Genomic DNA, 19,387 nt, shown 5'->3' with positions numbered 1-19,387 from the left:
GGTGGCGGATGCGCAGGCGTTTCAACGGGCGGTGTGGCACTTCGAGGAGGAGTGGGTGCTGGCGGATCCGAACGGCAACAAGTTCGTGAAGTACGCGCTGGACAACGGGTTTACGGGCGGAGTGAACAACGATCCGACGGGGATGTTCCCGGTGTACGCCCTGAACCTGACGCAGGACGGCGAGCGCAAGCAGGACATGCTGGTGTGGTGCCCGCCGCCGAGCGTGCCGGAAGGCGGACTGACCCTGGCGATGCTGGGGGCGGGCCTGACCGGGCTGGCGATGGCGCGCCGGCGGATGGTGTAAGTCTGGGAACGACGAGATTGTGGTTGGAGAGAGTGTGAGCAGAGGCGGCCTGATGGCCGCCTCTTTTTAATTGGGTTCGGCCCGGGCCCGGGCCGATGGGGTCCCCCCGAGGGGGGCGCCATCCCGGTGATCGGTGGCGACGGGAGTCGAACCGGTCATGACGCCTGCCGGGCCACGGCGTTGCCACGCTGATGGCGAAGTTCTTCCAGCAGGCAGAAGAGCGTGGGAGTCGTGAGCACTGTCAGGATGGCGACGGTCATGCCCCCGATAGTGGGAAGCGCCATCGGGACCATCACATCGGAGCCGCGACCGGTGCTGGTGAGGACTGGCATGAGTGCGAGGATGGTAGTGACGGTCGTCATCATCGCCGGGCGCACCCGCAGGGTCGCCCCGGCGACCACGGCATCCCGGATGCGGCTGACGGTGTCGGGGCGTTCGGATTGGAACGTGTTGGCGAGATAGGTTGTCATCAGAACGCCGTCGTCGGTGGCGATGCCGAACAGGGCGAGAAACCCCACCCACACGGCAATGCTGAGGTTGACCGGACCCACCTGAAACAGGCTGCGGAGATCGATGCCGTCGAGGGAGGCGTTGAGAAACCAGGATTGGTTGTACAGCCAGAGCAGGATGAAGCCTCCGGACCAGGCGACGAGGATGCCGGAGAAGATGATCAGAGACCGCGGGACGGATCGGAACTGAAGGTAGATCAGCAGGAAGATGACGATCAGCGAGAGGGGGACCACCAGGCGAAGGCGGGCTTCCGCCCGAACCTGGTTTTCGTAGGCGCCGGTGAACCGGTAGCTGACACCGGGCGGGAGTGTGAACTGGCCTGCCGCCATGAGACTCTTCAGGTAGCGTTCGGCGCCTTCCACCACCTCGACTTCGGCGAAGCCCGGCTTTCTGTCGAAGATGACGTACCCGACGAGGAACGTGTCCTCGGCCTTGATGGACTCGGGCCCGCGCGTATAGCGGATCGTCGAAACCTGGCCGAGGGGGATTTGGGCGCCACCCACCGTGGGGATGAGAATGCCCGAGAGAGCTTCGATATTGTCACGCAGTTCGCGGGGATAACGCACCCGGACGGGGTAGCGTTCGCGGCCCTCGACGGTGGTGGTAAGAGATCGTCCCCCGATGGCCACCTCGATGACCTCATGCACGTCGCCAATGGTGAGCCCGTAACGCGAGAGCGCGGGGCGATCGACATCTATTTCGAGGTATGGGACACCGACAATGCGATCGGCGAAGACGGTTGCGGGTTCGATGGCGGGCACGTCGCGCAAGTGACGTTCCAATTCGAGGCCGACTCTCTCGATGGTCTCCAGATCAGGGCCGTACACCTTCACGCCAAAGGCGGCACGCATGCCGCTCTGCAGCATGACGATCCGGGTTTCAATGGGTTGGAGTTTGGGGGCCGAGGTGGATCCGGGGATCTCGGCGACGCGTGCGATCTCCTGCCAGATGTCGTCCGGACTGAGAATCTCCGGGCGCCACTGCCGGTAGGGTCTGCCCGAGCGGTCGGGGATCAACTGGCCGTCGCCATCGTACAGGAAGGCCGCCTGGCGGCGGTCGTAACGAAAGCGCATGCGCCGGCCGTTCTCGTCGAGGACATACTCGGGCTTGTAGTTGATGACGGTCTCGACCATCGAGACGGGGGCTGGGTCCAGCGGGCTCTCGGCTCGACCGATCTTGCCGACGACGCTGTCGATCTCCGGGATGGACGCGATGGCCTGGTTCTGGAGGGAGAGGATCTCAGTGGCCTCGCCGATGGACCCGTGCGGCATGATGGTTGGCATGTACAGAAACGAGCCCTCGTCGAGGCTGGGCATGAACTCTTTGCCCAGGCCTGGGAAGGCGTGGTAGGCGGCATTCCAGACGGCGTTGTGGCGCAGGGCGTTGGGCATCCAACCGAAGACCCGGCCAAGTCCGAGCCAGGACACCGTCCCGGTGAGCAGCACGGCTGCCACCCCGCTGAGAAAGGCGCCTTTGTGCTCCAGGCACCACCGGACCATTGCGGGATAGCCGCGGATGAAGGCATGGGCCAGGAGAAGGAGACCCCCTGCCAGGACTGCCACGAATACGGTATTCCATGCGCCGCGCTCCGGCCCGAGCGGAACCCACAGGTCGGCGAGGATCATCGCCACCGCCAGGGCAACGACGAGGCTGAAGGCGAATGGAAGTCGCGCCCGCCATCCGGTTGGCACACGGTCGCGGAACTGGCCGAACGCACCAACCAGCACCATGAGGACACCCAGGGACCAGGGAAACCAGGTGACGAGCCACGGCAGAACGCATCCTCCCGCGACGAGAAGCGTGGTGACCAGGAGGCGTCCGGCCCGCCGCGGGGCCCGGGCACCGAGCACCCAGGTGAGCAGCGTTGGGAGGAGGCACAAGGCCAGCACGATAGCGGCGACGAGGGCGAACGTCTTGGTGTAGGCCAGGGGTTTGAACAGTTTGCCCTCGGGGCCCTCCATGGCGAAGACGGGGAGGAAGCTGACGACCGTGGTGGCCACGGCGGTGAGGACGGCACCGCCGACCTCGCGGGTGGAGCGGAGGACGGTATCCCGGACCGCCTGCGGATCGGCGGCGGGCTGGCGGTCGAGGTGGCGCAGGGTGTTTTCCGAAATGACGATTCCCATGTCCACGATGGTTCCGATGGCGATGGCGATGCCGGAGAGCGCCACGATGTTGGCATCCACGCCCAAGGCCTTCATCAGGATGAATGTCAGCAGGACCGTGAGGGGCAGCATGGTGGAGATCACCAGGGCGGTGCGCAGGTGCATCACCATGAGGATGACGACGATCACGGTGATCAGGATCTGGTTCTCGATGGCGGTGGAGAGGGTTCCCAGCGTCTCCAGGATCAGGCCGGTACGGTCGTAGAAGGGCACGATCTGAAGTTGGCTAAGCGTCCCGTCCTCCAGGGTTCGCGAGGGCAGGCCGGGCGAGATGGCGGCAATCCGGCGTTTGACGCCGTCGATGACGGCGAGGGGATTGGCGCCATGGCGGGCGACCACAATGCCGCCGACGACCTCGGCGCCTTCCTTGTCGAGCACGCCGCGACGAAAGGCCGGGCCAAGCCCGATGGTGGCGACGTGGCGAAGGGTGACCGGGATGTCATCCCGCATGGTGACCACCGTCTCCTCGAGGTCCTGCAGGGATCGGATGAATCCGAGCCCGCGGATCACGTACTCGACGCGGTTGATCTCGATGGTCCGGGCTCCGACATCGAGGTTGGAACGGCGGACGGCATTGAACACCTGATCCAGGGAGACCTCGAAGGCCCGCATGGCCTCGGGGTTCACATCGATCTGATACTCCCTGACGAAGCCGCCGACGGAGGCCACCTCGGACACCCCTTCGACCGCCTGAAGGCTGTATCGGACGTAGTAATCCTGGACGGAGCGCAGCTCGTGCGGGTCCCAGCCGCCGGTGGGTCTCCCCTGGGGATCCCGGCCTTCCAGGGTGTACTGGAAGACCTGGCCCAGTCCTGTGGCATCGGGGCCGAGGGCGGGCTGAACGCCTTCCGGGAGGGTGCTGGAAGGGAGGCTGTTGAGTTTTTCCAGGATGCGGGACCGGGTCCAGTAGAACTCGGCGCTGTCGTTGAAAATCACATAGATGATGGCGAACCCGAACATCGAGTAACTGCGAATGGTTTTGACCTCAGGAAGTCCAAGCAGCGCGACGGTGAGCGGATAGGTCACCTGGTCCTCGACGTCCTGTGGCGAGCGGCCCTCCCACTCCGCGAAGACGATCTGCTGGTTTTCGCCGATATCCGGGATGGCATCGACGTGGACCGGTGAGCGCGGCAGGGAGCCGAGATTCCAGTTGAACGGGGCCACCAGAATCCCCCAAGCCATGACCAGGCCCAGAAGGATCGACAGGATGAGCGGGTTGCCGAGACAGAGGCGGACGAGGCGATCCATCATGGGGCGATGGGTGGATTCAGGGTCGGTAATGGACGTCGTGTGCCGGGTGTTCGATCGGCAACGGGTTGGTTGCGGCGGGGGGCGGGATGGGCAGCCGCTCGAACTCTCCGCAACGCAGCATTCGTGATCCGAAGTAGGGATTCAGGAGTTCGTCGTCGTCCTGAAGCCAGTCGGCGCGGCGCCCGCCGAAGGCCATCGGGCAATAGGCGAGTCGCGGAGGCGGTCCGGAACGAATCCCCGTGGCGCGCACCAACCGGATCAGGGTGAGGGAGGCCTGTTCGAAGGTCTGACGAGCGGTCTGGAGATCGGCGGCGCGCCCAGCCTCCTCCGCCGCATGGCCAAGTCGTGCGGTCTCCTTGGCGTAAATTGCCTGGGCGATTTCGGTGCCGGGTGCCGTGGGGTGATTCCGCACCGTCGAGGACAGGGCCAGCGCGGCGTCTCGGGCCGTACCGAGATCGTCGCGGGCAAGGGCCCTCCAAAGGGGGAAGTAGGCCGCCATCAGGTGGCCGACGGCGTCCTGCATGGCGCCGGTGACCTCGAAATCGGGCAAGGCGTCCGGATCAGGTGCGCTCATCATGCTGGGTTTCGCGAGGAGTTGAAGGGCGCTGTCCAACTTGAAGGCCCCGTTGACCACAACCCGCTCGCCCGCATCGAGTCCGGACGCGACGATGTGGAGGTCACCGGCGCGGGGGCCCAGGGTGATTTCGCGTCCCTCGTAGATGGGATCTTCCCGATTGGGGACCTCGACATAGACGACGGCGCGCCGGCCGGTCCGCAACACGGCGGATGCGGGCACGACCAGGGGGGGAGGGAGGTCGTTGGGGAGGGAGTAGCCAAGTTGTTCGATGGGCACGAGGGGCATTCCACAGACGTCGCACGCGCCTGGGGCGTCCTTGACGATCTCAGGGTGCATCGGGCTGATCCATCGGCCCTCAAGGGATGGGTCGAGAAGTACGCGGTTGCCGGCGACGCGGGCCTGGACGGTGCCGGTGACAAACATCCCGGGACGAAGCAGGAGATGGGCATTCTCGACGTTCGCGCGGACTTTGAAGGTGCGGCTGGCGGTGTCGAGGACCGGAGGAATGAAGGCGATGCGTCCCGCAAAGGTTTCGCCGGGGATGGCCTCGGCGGTGAAGGTAACGGACTGGCCGAAGCGGAGCCACGGCTTGTCGATTTCGAAGGCATCGAAGACCACCCAGACTGCGGATAGGTCGGCGATTCGGAGCATGACCGAGCCGGTGGTCACGTAGTCGCCCTCGTTGACCAGCTTTTCGATGACGAATCCGCCGAGTGGCGCGTCGATCTCGACCGTGTCGCGTGCCTCCCCCGCGGTCTCGATTGCGGCGATGGCCTGGTCGCTCAGGCCCCAGAGGGACAACTTTCCGCGGGCTGACCGCAGCGATCTGGGATCGTTGAATCGGAGGGCGCTCAGCAGTTCGGTCTGGGCGGTGAGGAACTCCGGGCTGTAGATCTGCGCCAGGTGATCGCCGGGATGCACGCGGACGCCGGTGTAATTGACATAGAGGCGTTCGATGCGGGCCGGGAACCGGGCGGAGATCGAGCGCACCCGCGATTCGTCGGGCAGGATGCGCCCGAAAAGACGGACTTCGATTTCGGGAATTCTGTGCTCCACCGGGGCCGTCACGATGCGAGCCAGGGCTCGGGCGTGGGGTGAGAGCGCGATCTCGCGTCCACCCTCGTCCGGACGTCCCGGCCGGCCGGCCGGAATCAGGTCCATGGCGCAGATTGGGCACTTGCCGGGATTCGGCTGGCGGATCTGCGGGTGCATGGAGCAGGTGAATTCGGTCGCGGCATCGAGGGAGGGGGCGGCGGTGCGGGTGTCCGGCGAAGATGGCGCGGTGAAGCGCCCGATGGCGAAGCCGACGAGCACGATCAGGAGGAGCCCGAGGAGGGTCTTGGAGCGTTTCATGGCGAGGTTGCGGGTGTGTCAGGGCCAAAGAGGGAGTCGATTCTGGCCTGATTGATGCGCAGGTCGGCCAGGGCGCGCCAGTAGCCGATCTCGACATCCAGAAGTCGGCGATGGGCGTCGAACAGATCGAGGAGGGACGCCGCGCCGGCGCGGTACGCGGTTTCGATGGTTTCGTCGACTTGTCGCGCCTTGGGGATCAGGACATCACGAAACAGCCTGGCCCGGCGCACGGCGTCGCGCTCCAGGGAAAGGAGAGTCCGCAGTTGGGCCGTGGCCTGGCGGTGTGCGTCGTCATACTGCCGCAGTGCGGCGTTCATCAGGGCGGCCGCCTCGTCTCGAAGACCGCGGTTCCTGGGGCCCCAGATGGGGAGGGTGACCGAGAGCATGACGATCGCTTCGTTCATGCTCTCGCGGCGGCCGCCCATCGCACGTTCGTCGGTGCGTCGGTATCCGGCGCCGAGGGTGAACTCGGGATAGGCGTCGAGCCTCGCCAGGCGGATGCCTGAACGGGCTGCCTCGACCCGGTTTGCCATGGCCAGGAGGACTGGGTTGCGGCGGGGCAGATCCGCGGTCGGATCGGTTGCATCGGACGGGGGCAGTTCCTCGCCGGCGAGGATGAGGTGCGAAGGCAGCGACGCAGGAAGGGGCATGCCGACCAGGGCTTCCAGTGTGGTCAGTTCGCGCAGGCGTGCTTCATCGATGCGGGCGAGTTGATCCGTCAGCATGGCAGATTCCATCTCGACCCGGAGCAGTTCGGCGACGCCGCCGCCAGTGCGAGCGGCCTGCTCGAGGAAGGCCTCCTGCTTTCGATACAGGTCGAGGTTACGGGTCACGAGTTGAGCCTCCTTCGCGAGGTAGGCGTACTCGATTGCGGTGGTGCGAATGCGGGAGGCGACTTCAAGGATCATGCCGTGCATTTCGTGCGACGAGGCACGGGCCTGGAAGTCGGCCTCGGTTGCACGGTGCCCGAGCGTTCCTGGCCATGGGAGGGCCTGCATGAGGCGCAGGCTTCGCTCACCTTCATTCGCGGCGTCACCCATGGCTTCCAAGGCCAGGTCCGGACGAGGCAGGGCCCGAGCCTGGGGCACCCTGGCACGCGCCGCGTCGAGTTCCGATTGCGCCATCAGGATTCGGGGATTGCGGGTCCGGGCGAAGGCGAGGAGTTCCTCGATGGCGGCGCCAAGTGCGGGATCGGACGTTCGTGCAGCGGACACTTGGGCGGCGAGCCAGGCGTCGCGCCCGTCGGCGGCAGCGATCAAGGTTCCAAGAAGTGGTGCCAGCAGGAGTGGCGGCAGGGGAAGGCGGCTCATGGCATGGCGGAGATCGGCAGGCAGCAGGAGAGAAACTGGAGGATTCTTACCGGGGTGGCGGTGCCATTTGAACTTCGTTTTTCTAGTCGGCCCCCAAGAGGCGGGCCAAGCGGGTGCGCAGGGTCTGGCGGGCGCGGTAGAGGCGTGTTTCGACCGCCTTGGTCGAGCAGCCGAGGACGGTCCCGATCTCCTCATGGGAGAGCGACTCGTATTCGGCAAGTATCAGGGGTTGTCGAAGCGCTTCGGGCAATGCCGCGATGGCGGAGCGAATGACGTTCGAGCGTTCGCGCGCCTGGGCGGCCTGATCCGGGCTCGGATCGGTGTCGGGCAGGACATCGATCAAGGCTGAGTTCGGTCCTTCCGTATCGGCGCTGAGGCACGTGCTTGGATGGCGGGAGCGCCAGCGGTACCGGTCTTTGAGGAGATTTGTGGCGATGGCATAAAGCCAGACTGAGAAGCGGTGGCCGGGGGTGAACCGGGTCCGGTGACGGTACACCCTCACAAAGCACTCCTGGGACAGATCGGCGGCATCCCCTTCGTCCTGGAGGCAGCGGAATAGATAATGGAAGAGCCGCTGCGCGTGGCGATCCATCAGAGCGTCGAGGGCGTCGTCGTGTCCAGCCATGAGCCGGCGCATGTCCCGATCGTCGGGGTCGTCCATGGGGGCGGGTGACATGCCGATCAGTCCATGGGACCGGGTGTGTGGATGGCGGTCGCATCCCGGAAGCTGTGATCCATGGGTCGTTCACGGAGGGAGGTGTTGTCCCAGACCCAGGCCAGATAGCGCCGACCCTGATCGGGCGGCATGGTTCGGCTCACCTGGAGAAAGTGATCGATCATCTCGGACTGGCAGAGGACGCGCATGTCCGCGCGTTCCCGCAGAAGGGAATCGATCTCCGCCGGGACGGGCATGTCGGCGTGGAGGGCGGCGGCCAGGAGGGTGTTGAGTTCGTCGATCCGGGCACACCGTTCCATGCATCGGGGCAGGTAGCCGGCATGGAGTTCGGTGATCCGGGCGAGGTCCTGGCCGGTGAGCTTGAACTCATGCTGGAGCCAGGCCAGTTCGGGTTGGGGGCTGTGGAGGAGGGCCCGGGACGAGAACGTACCGGCGAAATAGGCGAGGCAGTAGGTGCCGACGGCACCGAGGAGTCCCAGGATCAGGATGGGCAGGGTGCGGCGCATGGTTCACGGGAGGGTTAGATAGGGATCCACGGAGCGGGCATAGCGAACGGCCAGTTCCGCGGTGACGGTTGTCGTGTGCTGACGGGCCTGGAACCACCCCAGACCGATGCCGAAGGCCAGTAGCAGGGAGGCGCATGCCCAGGCCAGGCCGGGCCGTGCAAAGTGATTCGCGATCCAAGCTCGGCACTTCATCAGAAATGTCCGGGTGTCCCGATCGTGGGCCTCGAATCGGGCTATCCCCTGCCAGACCCGCTCCCGGAAGCGGGGTGGCAGCGGGGGGGATGGATTCCAGGCACTCAGGAGGACCTTGAGCTTCCTGTCGTCGCTTTCCTGGTCGGACGCTTTCATCGGATGCGAGGTTCTGCGAAGGACCGGTGCCACTTCAACGTAACGACGCGTTCATCAAGCGTGGGTTCGGGTTGCAGCGAGTTCAGGCGGATTAGTGCGATGGAGGGGACGCATGCTGATGGGTGCGCAGTTCCCGCAGGGCTTCGGCATAACGTGGGTGCTTGAGGGGCAGGGACGGGCGTTGCGCCCGGACCAGGTCAACGGTCGGACCCGTGGCGGCGACCTGTCGCAGCGATCTTGCGAGCGTCCACGCCTTGGCATTGCCTATGGGCCGTTCCATGTGTCGGCTGGCGGCATTGCCTGGTGCGGGCACAACGCGAACCGAGTCCGCAAGGGCTTGCGCTTTGGGCGACCAAAGGGGCGACACCGCGGCGGACGTCAGGGTGACGGAACCCATCGCGAGGGCGACGGCGAGGACGGCGATTCGAGTGGGCTTCATGGTGTATGCCTTTCTGCTTTGGCGGTCGCGGGTGATTCCGCGGCGTTCACATCCATGCCTACGCCGGTGGTGATCGAATCCCTCGGGAAATTTCGAGCCGCCCCCGCTTTGTGGGTGTGTTGGCGCCGGACTCCAGGGCGAGGGGGCCGACCCGATGCGTTGAGGGTCGGCCGCGACCGGGCGAATTGGAAAAACAGAAGGGCCGATGTCCGCACGGGAGCGGACATCGGCCCTGGAGTGGGGCGGGAAGCGGTTACTTCTTCCTGGCGGCCTTGGCCTTGGCCGGCTTGGCCGCGGCGGCGTCCTCGAGGGCGGCCTGGGCGGCGGCGAGGCGGGCGACGGGGACGCGGTAAGGCGAGCAGCTCACGTAGGACAGGCCGGTCTTGTGGCAGAACTTGACGCTGGAGGGATCGCCACCGTGTTCGCCGCAGATGCCGAGCTTGATGTTGGGCCGGGTCTGGCGGCCCTTCTCGACCGCGATCTTCATGAGCTGGCCGACGCCGGTCTGGTCGATGGAGGCGAAGGGATTGGCCTTCACGATTTCCAGCTCGGTGTAGGCCGGCAGGAAGGAGCCCGAATCGTCACGGCTCATGCCCAGACAGGTCTGGGTGAGGTCGTTGGTGCCGAAGCTGAAGAACTCGGCCGATTCGGCGATTTCGTCGGCGGTGAGGGCGCCCCGGGGGACTTCGATCATGGTGCCGACGAGGTAATTGAGCTTCACCTTCTTTTCGGCCATGACTTCGCGGGCGACGCGGTGGACGACCTCGACCTGGAGTTCGAGTTCCTTCTTGAAGCCGACGAGGGGGATCATGACTTCGGGCTTCACCTTGATGCCGAGCTTCTGGACCTCGGCAGCCGCCTCGAAGACGGCGCGCGCCTGCATTTCGGAGATCTCGGAGTACACGATGCCGAGGCGGCAGCCGCGGAAGCCGAGCATGGGATTGAATTCGTGGAGACCCTTGACCCGCTGGGTGACCTTTTCGACCGGCACGCCGATCTTGGTGGCGAGCGCCTTCTGGGCGGATTCGTCGTGGGGCAGGAACTCGTGGAGGGGCGGGTCGAGGAACCGGATGGTGGCCGGGAATCCCTTGAGCGCCTTGAAGATCCCGATGAAGTCCTCCCGCTGGTAGGGGAGGAGTTTGGCCAGCGCCTTTTTCCGGTCGTCCACATTGTCGGCGAGGATCATCTCGCGCATGGCGTCGATGCGGTCGCCCTCGAAGAACATGTGCTCGGTGCGGCACAGTCCGATGCCCGTCGCGCCGAAGGCGATGGCGTTCTCGGTCTGCTCGGGGTTGTCCGCGTTGGTGCGGACTTCGAGGCGGGTGACCTTGGAGCACCAGTCCATGAGTTTGCGGAACATGCCGAAGGTGACGCTGTCCTTGGCGGCCAGGGACTTCTCGACGAGCACCTGGACGATTTCCGAAGCGGCGGTCGGGATCTCGCCCGGATAGACCTCGCCGGCGGTGCCATCGATCGAGATCGAGTCGCCTTCGCGGTAGGTGGTGCCGTCCACGGTGACGGTTTTGCTGGCGTAATCGATCTGGAGGGCGCTGGCGCCGCAGATGCAGACCTTGCCCATCTGGCGGGCGACGAGGGCGGCGTGGGAACTGACACCGCCCTTGGCGGTGAGGATGCCCTCGGCGGCGATCATGCCGCGCAGGTCCTCGGGGGAGGTTTCGTTGCGGACGAGCAGGACGCGTTCTCCGCGGGCGGCGGCGGCGGCGGCGCGGTCGGCGTTGAGGTACATGCGACCGGACGCGGCGCCCGGACCGGCGGGCAGACCCTTGGCGATGCAGCGTGCCGATTTGACGGCTTTGCGGTCGAAGACCGGGGCGAGGACCTGGTCGAGCTGATCGGCCGGGACGCGGCGGATGGCGGTTTTCCAGTCGATGAGGCCTTCCTTCTCCATCTCGATGGCGAAGCGGACGGCGGCGAGGCCGGTGCGTTTGCCGTTGCGGGTCTGGAGCATGTACACCACGCCGTCCTCGATGGTGAACTCGAAGTCCTGGACGTCCTTGAAATGGGTTTCGAGGGTCTTGCGGATGCCGTCGAGTTCCTTGAAGGCCTTCGGGAGGTGGTTCTTGAGTTCGGCGACCGGTTCCGGGGTGCGGATGCCCGCCACCACGTCTTCGCCTTGGGCATTGATGAGGAATTCGCCGTAGAAGACCTTTTCGCCGGTGGCCGGATCGCGGGTGAAGGCGACGCCGGAGCCGGAGGTTTCGCCGGTATTGCCATAGACCATGGCCTGGACATTGACGGCGGTACCCCATTCGGCGGGGATGTGGTACTTGCGGCGATAGACGATGGCGCGGTCGTTCATCCAGGAGCCGAAGACGGCCCCGACGGCGCCCCACAACTGTTTCCAGGGGTCCTGGGGAAACTGCTTGCCGGTGCGTTCGTGGATCAGCTTTTTGAAGCGGGCGACCAGTTCCTTGAGGTCCTCGACGGAGAGCTTGGTATCCTCGATGTCCTCCTCGTGGTGATCGTGCTTGAGGTCCTCGATGACGGTCTCGAACGGTTCATGATCTTCGCCGGGGCGCTTTTGAACGCCCATGACCACGTCGCCGTACATCTGGATGAAGCGGCGGTAGCAGTCCCAGGCGAAGCGCTCGTTGTTGCTGTACTTGGCGAGGGCCAGGACCGTCTGGTCGTTCAGGCCGAGGTTGAGAATGGTATCCATCATCCCGGGCATCGAGTCACGGGCGCCGGAACGGACGGAAACGAGGAGCGGTTTGTCGAGGCTGTTGAACTTCTTGCCCAGACACTTCTCGAGGAACGCCACGCCGGCCTCGACCTGGGCCTGGAGTTCCTTCGGGTAGGACTTCTTGTTCTCGTAATAAGCGGTGCAGACCTCGGTGGTGATGGTGAAGCCGGGGGGCACCGGGAGGCCGATGCGGGTCATCTCCGCGAGGTTGGCGCCTTTGCCGCCGAGGAGCGCCTTCATGGAGCCGTCGCCGTCGGCCTTCTTGTTCCCAAACAGGTACACGTATTTGGGGGCCTTGGTCTTGGGGGTCGATGTCTTTGCCATAATGTTGCGGTTGGTATCCTTCCGGAAGACCGGAGAACGGATCTCGATCGAGGGGATCATCCCTTGACGTCGTGAAGGAACGCTAACAATACGGCCACTGATGTCAACGCAATCCTGATGTCCTGCAGGACGGATTTGGCAGCTTGTTTGAAACTATAAGCCATTGAAGAATAACAAGATATAAAAGTCACCGTCCGGGCGGTCCAGAATGAGGGGTAAGTCGGACACCGTAATTCGGGAGACTGGAAAGGAAGGCTCCATCCTCGGATCAAATCAGTAATGCTTCTGCTGGGGGCGGGCGTGGCGCCGCGTGGCGCAGGAGGGTCGCCGGGCCTGGAGGCGGGTGCGTCTCCGTTGTTGCGGCAGGCCTTGCACTCGTACTCGTACTCGTGATCGTGATCGTGATCGCCCAGCCCAGCTCGCACGCGGAATGGGAGGGGCGGGAACTGAAGCCTGAAACCTGAAGCCTGAGACCTGAAGCCTGAAACCTGAAGCCTGAAACCTGAAGCCTGAGACCTGAAGCCTGAAACGTGAAATCTGAGATCCAGTTCCCACGCGGAATGGGAGGGCCGGGCAAGATCGAGCCCATCGCACCCGCCACAAGGCAACGCTCGAAAGGGTGCACCTGCGGGATCGAGGACGAGGACGAGTACCGCCCTTCGGGCTGAGTACGAGTCGCCTCGGCCCCCACGGATGGGTGGTGCGACCCCTGGCGGGGTCGTGGGCGAGGTGGGGCTTCCGCCCGGGGGTCGAACCCGCGGAGCCGGGTCCGACCCCCGGCTAATCTCTGGAAACCCTCCGGGTTTCCGGAACCCGATCGAAGGGGAAGTTGCGAGGCCCTTTATACTCGGGCGTATCGGCGAGTTGTCGGAAGGTGCACCGGAATCGGGGGCGGTATCGGAATCGGTATCGACAGGAGCAACGACGCTTCGCGCATCCCTCGATCGATCGCATTGCCGACACCATGTAAATGTAGTGATTTGACCCCATTGCCTGGGGGGTGCGATGAAGGGGCGATGTTGGATGTGGCGATTGTCGGGTCGGGGTTCGGGGGGGCGCTGCTGGCGATGGTGGCGCGGCGCCTGGGGCGGACGGTGGTGCTGCTGGAGAAGGGGAGTCATCCGCGGTTTGCGATCGGCGAATCCTCGACTCCGCTGGCGGACCTGATCTGGAGCGAATTGACGGCGCGGTACGATCTGGCGGCGCTGACGCCCTTCGCGCATTGGGGGAGCTGGCGGCGGGCGCATCCCGAGGTGAGCTGCGGATTGAAGCGGGGGTTTTCGTTTTATGGCCACCGGATGGGCCAGCCGTTTGCCGGGGCGGCAGGGCGTGCCGATCAGTTGCTGGTGGCGGCGAGTCCGAATGACGAGGTGGCGGACACGCACTGGTACCGTCCTGAGTTCGACCATTTCCTGGTGCGGGAGGCGATGCGGTTGGGGGTGGAGTACCGGGAGGGTTGCGAGGTGTTGGGGGTGGATTTCGAGGCGGGTTCGTGCCGGTTGCGGGTGCGGGAGAACGGGTGGAATGGCGAGGTGCGGGCGATTTGGGTGGTGGATGCGGGGAATCGTCGTGGGCCGGTCTCGCGCTCGTTGGGGCTGCCGGAGCTGGCGGTGCCGCACCTGCCGGGGACGCAGGCGTTGTATTCGCATTTCCGGGATGTTCTGCGGCTGGGGGATCTGCCTTTGCACGAGGGCATGGGGGCCGCCCCGTACCCGGTGGACGATGCGGCGGTGCATCACGTCTTCGAGGGCGGGTGGATCTGGGTGTTGCGATTCGTGAACGGCGTGGTCAGTGCGGGCGTTTCCGCGACGGACGCGGTGGCGGGGCGGTTTGGGTTTGCGGAGGGCGAGGCGGCCTGGGGACGGCTGATCGAGGCGTTGCCGACGGTGAAGCGGCAGTTCGCGGGGGCGACGGCTGTGCGTCCGTTCGTGCATGCGGGCCGGATGGCCTTCCGCACCGGACCGGCGGCGGGACCGGGCTGGGCGTTGCTGCCGAGTGCGGCCGGGTTTGTGGATCCGCTGTTGTCGTCGGGGTTCACCCTCACGTTGCTGGGCATTGAACGCCTGGCGTCGGCGTTGGAACAGGCGTGGGCAAGGCCGGCGGCCTGGGAGGCGGCGATGCGGTCGTATGCGGAGACCACGGCGGCGGAGTGGGGGGTGCTGGAACATTTCATTGGGGCGTTGTACCGGCGCTTGGGCGATTTCGAGGCGTTCACCGAGATCGCCCGCCTTTATTTCACGGCGGTGATCTTTGGGGAAACGGTGCGGCGCCTGGGGCGGCCGGAGGTGGCCGGGGGATTCCTGATGCGGGAGCACCCGGGATTTGCGGGACCGGCGCGCGCCTGCCTCGATGCGGCGGTGTCCGGGGCCCCCGCGGAGGTGTTGCGGCGCCAGGTCGAGGCGGCGATCGGGCCCTACGATCTGGGCGGACTTGGCGATGGCGCGCGCCGGCCGTGGTACCCGGTGCGGGCGGACGATCTGCGGGCCGGGAGGGACAAGGTCGGAGCGACGGCGGAGGAGGTGGAGTCGCTGTTGCTCCGGGCGGGATTTGGCGCGGGCGCCGGGTCCTGAAGGACGCCGAACTCGGCGGCCACGGTCAGGAGGGCATCGGCCAGGGCCGACCAGTCGTCTGCGGACGTTTCCCAGCCGGCACTGACGCGGACGAGGCGGTCGCCGGTGGCGTCGAGACCGAGGGCCTGGAGGACATGGGAGGGCTTTTCGCGGCCGCTGGAACAGGCGGAGCCGGTGGAGACGGCGAAGCCGAGTTTGTCGAGACGGACCACCCAGCGCCGGCGGCAATCGACGGGGGGCAGGAGCAGGGCGGAGGTGTTCCAGAGGCGCGGGGCGTTGCGGCCGACGATCTGGAGACCGGGAATGGCGTTGGCGATGCGGGCTTCGAAGGCGTCGCGGTCGCGCTGGCGCAGTTCGTGGGGGATACGGGCGAGGGCGTCTTCGCGATCGAGGAGGGCGGCGGCGCAGCCGGCGGCGCCGGGGACATTTTCGGTACCGGCGCGGCGTCCGTCCTCCTGGAGACCGCCGACGAGGAGAGGTTTCAGGTTGGGCGGGGCGAGGAGGAAGCCGGTACCGGGCGGGCCACCGAACTTGTGGGCGCAGCCGGAGACGAAGTCGCAGTCACCGAGACCGGCGGCGGGGAGTTTGCCGAGCCACTGGGCGGCATCGCAGAGGAAGGGGACGCCATGGTGAAGGCAGAGGCGGAGGAGGTCGGGCCAGGGCTGGAGAACGCCGGTTTCGTTGTTGGCGGCCATGACCGCAATCAGGGCAGGGCGATGGTGTGGGAGGCGATCGGCGATCCAGTCGAGGTCGGTCACGCCGGACGGGCGGGCGGGGATGAGTTGAACACGGCCGGGGAACCAGCGGGTGGCGGCGGCGAGGACGCAGGGATGTTCGAGGGCGGAGATCCAGACGTCGCCGGTCGAGGTGTGGGCGACATGATGGAGGGCGGTGTTATTGGCCTCGGTGGCACCGGAGGTCCAGACGAGGCGGTGGGCGGGGGCGCCGAGGCGGGTGGCGAGGGTCTCGCGGGCGAGTTGGAGGGCATGATCAGCGCGGGCGCCGGGGCGATGGGGGCTGGAGGGATTGCCGGGGGTACGGTGGGCGGAATCGAGCCAGGCGAGGCGGGCGGCTTCGATGAGGGGCGAGGAGGCGTTGTGATCGAAGTACCGCACGGGGGGAGAGGGTGGCAGGAATTGGCGATCCGACGAGAATTCTCCTGTAAGGCGGGGGAATCGTCGCTACGGTGCGATCCCGACATCCGACGTGAGCGAGACGATCTTCTACAAGCGCGCGACCTTTGTGGCCCATCTGCCGGTGGGGCATCGGTACACGGCGTCGCATGCGTGGCTGGCGCCGGCGGAGGGGTTGGAAGGGGTATGGCGGGTGGGGTTGACGAAGTTTGCGCAGCGAATGCTGGGGGAGCTGGTGGAAGTGCGGTACGAGGTGGAGGCTGGGGCGGCGGTGGGGTTGGGGGATGTGGTGGGAAACATCGAGGGGTTCAAGGCGGTGAGCGACCTTTTCTGTGTGGTGGAGGGGCGGTTCGAGGGGGGCAATCCGGAGTTGGCGGACGGGCTGGAACCGTTGACGCGTGGTGTTCATCATACCTGGGTGTACCAAGTGAAGGGTGAACCGGATCCGCGGGTGCTGGATGTGACCGGCTACATCGGGGTGCTGGACGACACGATTGACCGGATGCTGGCGAAGCAGCAGGCGGAAGAGGCGGCGTCCACGAAGGGGAGCGCGACTACGTCATGAGTTCCGAAGGCGCGCCACGCATTTTGTATTGCCGGTGCCGGTATGCCCAGGTGGTGCCGGCGGCGGTGAAGGACGAGGTCTTGAGGAGATTGTGCGAGTCGGGGGCGGAATTCGAGGCGGTGCCGGACCTTTGCGAGTGGTCGGCGCGGCGGGATCCCGGGCTGGCGCGACTGGCGGGGGGCGGGCCGTTGAAGATTGCGGCGTGTTATCCGCGGGCGGTGAAGTGGTTGTTTGCGAACGCGGGGGCGCCGCTGGATGCGGCGGCGACGGAGGTGTTGAACATGAGGACGCAACCGGCGGAGGAAGTGGTGGCCGGGCTTGAGTCTGGAGAGTTGAAACCGAATCTTCCGGCCGGTCGTCCTACGGCGGGTCCGGATGGGCAACCGACGGGGCAACCGACAGGGCAACCGACGGAGTCATCGACGGAATAACCGATGGAGTAACCGACGGCAGAGAATTCCTGATCATGGCGTTACACGATGCGACGATGCGGGTGGTGCTTCACGAAGGGGAGGGTGCCTCGCCGGTGGGTGCGGACGAGCGGCATGCGGCGGTGCGGGCCCTGCTGGAAGGGGGGTTCGCGGTGCGGTCGAACCGGACGGGGGGGGTGACGTTCGGGACGGGTCCCGAGTTGGTGGCCGGGCGATGGGCGGAGGCGGTTGAGGGGAGCGGGGACGGAGGGGAACGGCGGGGCTGGCCGGCGGGGGCGGACGGGCCGGTGGCATTGGTGGCGGAGGCGGAGGCGGTGCGGGCGCGGTATCAGGCGCCGGCGCCGGGGGCGTGGCTGCCATGGTTTCCGGTGATTGATTACGATCGCTGCACGAACTGCATGCAGTGTCTGTCGTTTTGTCTGTTCGGGGTGTACGGCGTGGACGGCGGGGGGCGGATCCAGGCGCAGCAACAGGACAACTGCAAGACCCATTGCCCGGCGTGTTCGCGGGTGTGCCCGGAAGCGGCGATCATGTTCCCGAAGTACAAGGGGGGTCCGATCAACGGCGATGCGGTGAGCGACGCGGACTTGCAGCGGGAGAAGATGAAGGTGGACATCTCGGCGCTGCTGGGAGGGGACGTGTATTCGCTGTTGCGGGACCGGAGCGAGCGGGCGCGGAGCCGGTTCAGCAAGGAGCGGGATTCGGACAAGGCATTGGCGGAACGGACCAAGTGCCTGACCAAGCTGGGGGAACTGGTGGCGGATCTGCCGCCGGAGGTGTTGTCGAGTCTGCCGAGTCCCGAACAGATTGCGCAGCGGGCCGAGGAGGCGCGGCGGCGGGTCGAGGAGGCGAAGGCCCGGGCGGCCGGCGGCGGCGGGGGGATGACCGGCACGACCTGACAGGAACGACGCCATGCTGCCTGCGCTGGTTTATCGCACGGTCCGGAGCGCCTCCCCCTGGTGCCTGTGGAAGTTCGCGTGGAACTTCGGGTTGAAGGGGATGCTGTCGGTCGAACGGTTCAAGCGGCGGTTGCGGCGGGGGGAGTACTTCCCGCCGTTCCTGTATCTGTCGATCATCAACTCCTGCAATCTGCGGTGCCAGGGGTGCTGGGTGGATGTTGAAGCGCCGCGGACCGCCCTGGATCTGGAGACGCTGAACCGGACGATCCGGGAGGCGAAGGCGCACGGGAATGCGTTCTTCGGGATCCTGGGGGGCGAGCCGTTTCTGCACCCGGAACTGCTGGATCTGCTGGCGGCGCATCCCGACTGCTATTTCCAGTTGTTTACGAACGGGCAGTTGATCACCGAGAAGACGGCGCGGCGTCTGCGGGCGCTGGGGAACGCGACGCCGCTGGTGTCGATCGAGGGCAACGAGACGGTGAGCGACGAGCGGCGGGGCAAGGCGGACGTGTTCCGCCGGACGCTGCGGGGACTGGAACATTGCGTCGAGGCGGGGCTGCTGACCGGGGTGGCCACCAGCGTGTGCCAGTCGAACATCGACGATCTGCTGTCGGAGGCATGGTTGAGGGATCTGGTCCGGCGGGGGGTGCATTACGTGTGGTACCACACCTACCGGCCGGTGGGGCCGGTGATGAACCCGCAACTGGCGCTGCGACCCGAGCAGTTGGTGGAGGTGCGGAAGTTCGTGGTGGCGATGCGGTCGCGGGTTCCGATTGCCATTGTGGATGCGTACTACGACGACCGGGGGCAGGCGTTGTGCCCGATGGTGACCGGCATCAGCCATCATGTCAGTCCGCGGGGCGACATCGAGCCGTGTCCGATCCTTCAATTTGCGGTGGAGGATGTGCGGGATGGGCGGGGGTTGTACGCGACGTTTCGCGATTCGGCGTTTCTGCGGGATTTCCGGGAGGTCAGCGGGGAGCACACGCGCGGCTGCGTGGTGCTGGAACGTCCGGACCTGGTGAAGGAGCTGGTGCGCCGGCACGGGGCGCGGGACACCACGTTGCGGGGGACGGCGATGGCCGAGCTGGAGGCGATGGAGCCGCGGTTCAGCCAGTGGCTGCCGGGGGAGGAGGTGCCGGAGGGGCACTGGATGTACCGGCTGGCGAAGCGGTACTGGTTTTCTGATTTCAATGCGTACCGGAATGTCCGGCATGACGCCGCCGACAAGGCGCGCGCCCTGCGGGACCGATTGAACGGGCCGCCGGGTTCCCGAAAGGAACCGGAAGGGGCCCCGCTCGTCTCCTGAAACCCCAAGACCC

14 protein-coding genes are annotated in these 19,387 nt (G+C 66.1%); 5 read left to right on the top strand and 9 right to left on the bottom strand.

All coding sequences use genetic code 11. The features are described from left to right. The coding region (locus KF833_17060) for a hypothetical protein (protein ID MBX3747021.1) at positions 1 to 304 on the top strand (304 nt) is incomplete at its 5' end. A 155-nt stretch (positions 305 to 459) separates the two neighbouring features. Here KF833_17060 and KF833_17055 read toward each other — a convergent pair. From KF833_17055 to KF833_17015, 9 genes are all read right to left on the bottom strand, one after another. Then, entirely contained in the window at positions 460 to 4,230 is a 3,771-nt protein-coding gene (locus tag KF833_17055; GenBank protein MBX3747020.1) for an efflux RND transporter permease subunit, read from the bottom strand. Between the two features lie 16 nt (positions 4,231 to 4,246). Further along, complete coding sequence (locus KF833_17050) at positions 4,247 to 6,160, bottom strand: efflux RND transporter periplasmic adaptor subunit (GenBank protein MBX3747019.1); 1,914 nt, start codon at positions 6,158 to 6,160, stop codon at positions 4,247 to 4,249. Next, on the bottom strand, positions 6,157 to 7,470 hold the full coding sequence (locus KF833_17045) for a TolC family protein (GenBank protein MBX3747018.1): 1,314 nt from the start codon (positions 7,468 to 7,470) through the stop codon (positions 6,157 to 6,159). Before KF833_17045 ends, KF833_17050 begins: the two co-directional genes overlap by 4 nt. Before the next feature lie 82 nt (positions 7,471 to 7,552). After that, the gene (locus KF833_17040) at positions 7,553 to 8,146 is read right to left on the bottom strand and encodes a sigma-70 family RNA polymerase sigma factor (protein ID MBX3747017.1); all 594 of its coding nucleotides are present in this window, start codon (positions 8,144 to 8,146) and stop codon (positions 7,553 to 7,555) included. A 5-nt stretch (positions 8,147 to 8,151) separates the two neighbouring features. After that, positions 8,152 to 8,652: a periplasmic heavy metal sensor gene (locus KF833_17035; GenBank protein MBX3747016.1), complete on the bottom strand. Its 501-nt coding sequence runs from the start codon at positions 8,650 to 8,652 to the stop codon at positions 8,152 to 8,154. A gap of 3 nt (positions 8,653 to 8,655) precedes the next feature. Further along, a complete protein-coding gene (locus tag KF833_17030) occupies positions 8,656 to 9,000 on the bottom strand; it encodes a hypothetical protein (protein MBX3747015.1) in 345 nt (114 codons plus the stop codon). 91 nt (positions 9,001 to 9,091) lie between these two features. Further along, positions 9,092 to 9,439, bottom strand: a complete 348-nt coding sequence (locus tag KF833_17025) for a hypothetical protein (GenBank protein MBX3747014.1) — start codon at positions 9,437 to 9,439, stop codon at positions 9,092 to 9,094. Positions 9,440 to 9,692: 253 nt separating this feature from the next. After that, positions 9,693 to 12,467, bottom strand: a complete 2,775-nt coding sequence (ppdK, locus tag KF833_17020) for a pyruvate, phosphate dikinase (protein ID MBX3747013.1) — start codon at positions 12,465 to 12,467, stop codon at positions 9,693 to 9,695. A gap of 2,413 nt (positions 12,468 to 14,880) precedes the next feature. Then, complete coding sequence (locus KF833_17015; GenBank protein MBX3747012.1) at positions 14,881 to 16,152, bottom strand: aminotransferase class V-fold PLP-dependent enzyme; 1,272 nt, start codon at positions 16,150 to 16,152, stop codon at positions 14,881 to 14,883. A gap of 91 nt (positions 16,153 to 16,243) precedes the next feature. On the opposite strand from KF833_17015, the gene KF833_17010 reads away from it, so the two are divergent. From KF833_17010 to KF833_16995, 4 genes are read left to right on the top strand one after another with little or no spacing between them, the layout of a single operon-like run. Beyond that, positions 16,244 to 16,735 carry a glycine cleavage system protein H gene (locus KF833_17010; protein ID MBX3747011.1) on the top strand — a complete coding sequence of 164 codons (492 nt, stop codon included), beginning with the start codon at positions 16,244 to 16,246 and terminating at the stop codon, positions 16,733 to 16,735. Further along, a complete protein-coding gene (locus KF833_17005) occupies positions 16,732 to 17,166 on the top strand; it encodes a PT domain-containing protein (protein MBX3747010.1) in 435 nt (144 codons plus the stop codon). The genes KF833_17010 and KF833_17005 overlap by 4 nt, the downstream gene beginning before the upstream one ends. Positions 17,167 to 17,201: 35 nt before the next feature. Continuing rightward, positions 17,202 to 18,065: a ferredoxin family protein gene (locus tag KF833_17000; GenBank protein ID MBX3747009.1), complete on the top strand. Its 864-nt coding sequence runs from the start codon at positions 17,202 to 17,204 to the stop codon at positions 18,063 to 18,065. Between the two features lie 13 nt (positions 18,066 to 18,078). Continuing rightward, entirely contained in the window at positions 18,079 to 19,374 is a 1,296-nt protein-coding gene (locus KF833_16995) for a radical SAM protein (GenBank protein MBX3747008.1), read from the top strand. The last annotated feature ends 13 nt before the right edge of the window (positions 19,375 to 19,387 follow it).

The sequence above is a fragment of the Verrucomicrobiia bacterium genome (genome assembly GCA_019634625.1).
Classification (GTDB): Bacteria; Verrucomicrobiota; Verrucomicrobiia; order Limisphaerales; family CAIMTB01; genus CAIMTB01.
The sequence above is the reverse complement of the archived record's forward strand: the minus strand, read 5'-3'. Positions and strand labels throughout refer to the sequence as shown.

Coding starts and splice junctions, on each gene's coding strand:
- KF833_17040 (MBX3747017.1), bottom strand. CDS start 8,146: ATGTCACCCGCCCCCATGGACGACCCCGACGATCGGGACATGCGCCGG.
- KF833_17045 (MBX3747018.1), bottom strand. CDS start 7,470: ATGAGCCGCCTTCCCCTGCCGCCACTCCTGCTGGCACCACTTCTTGGA.
- KF833_17000 (MBX3747009.1), top strand. CDS start 17,202: ATGGCGTTACACGATGCGACGATGCGGGTGGTGCTTCACGAAGGGGAG.
- KF833_17025 (MBX3747014.1), bottom strand. CDS start 9,439: ATGAAGCCCACTCGAATCGCCGTCCTCGCCGTCGCCCTCGCGATGGGT.
- KF833_17050 (MBX3747019.1), bottom strand. CDS start 6,160: ATGAAACGCTCCAAGACCCTCCTCGGGCTCCTCCTGATCGTGCTCGTC.
- KF833_17005 (MBX3747010.1), top strand. CDS start 16,732: ATGAGTTCCGAAGGCGCGCCACGCATTTTGTATTGCCGGTGCCGGTAT.
- KF833_16995 (MBX3747008.1), top strand. CDS start 18,079: ATGCTGCCTGCGCTGGTTTATCGCACGGTCCGGAGCGCCTCCCCCTGG.
- KF833_17055 (MBX3747020.1), bottom strand. CDS start 4,230: ATGATGGATCGCCTCGTCCGCCTCTGTCTCGGCAACCCGCTCATCCTG.
- KF833_17035 (MBX3747016.1), bottom strand. CDS start 8,652: ATGCGCCGCACCCTGCCCATCCTGATCCTGGGACTCCTCGGTGCCGTC.
- ppdK (MBX3747013.1), bottom strand. CDS start 12,467: ATGGCAAAGACATCGACCCCCAAGACCAAGGCCCCCAAATACGTGTAC.
- KF833_17030 (MBX3747015.1), bottom strand. CDS start 9,000: ATGAAAGCGTCCGACCAGGAAAGCGACGACAGGAAGCTCAAGGTCCTC.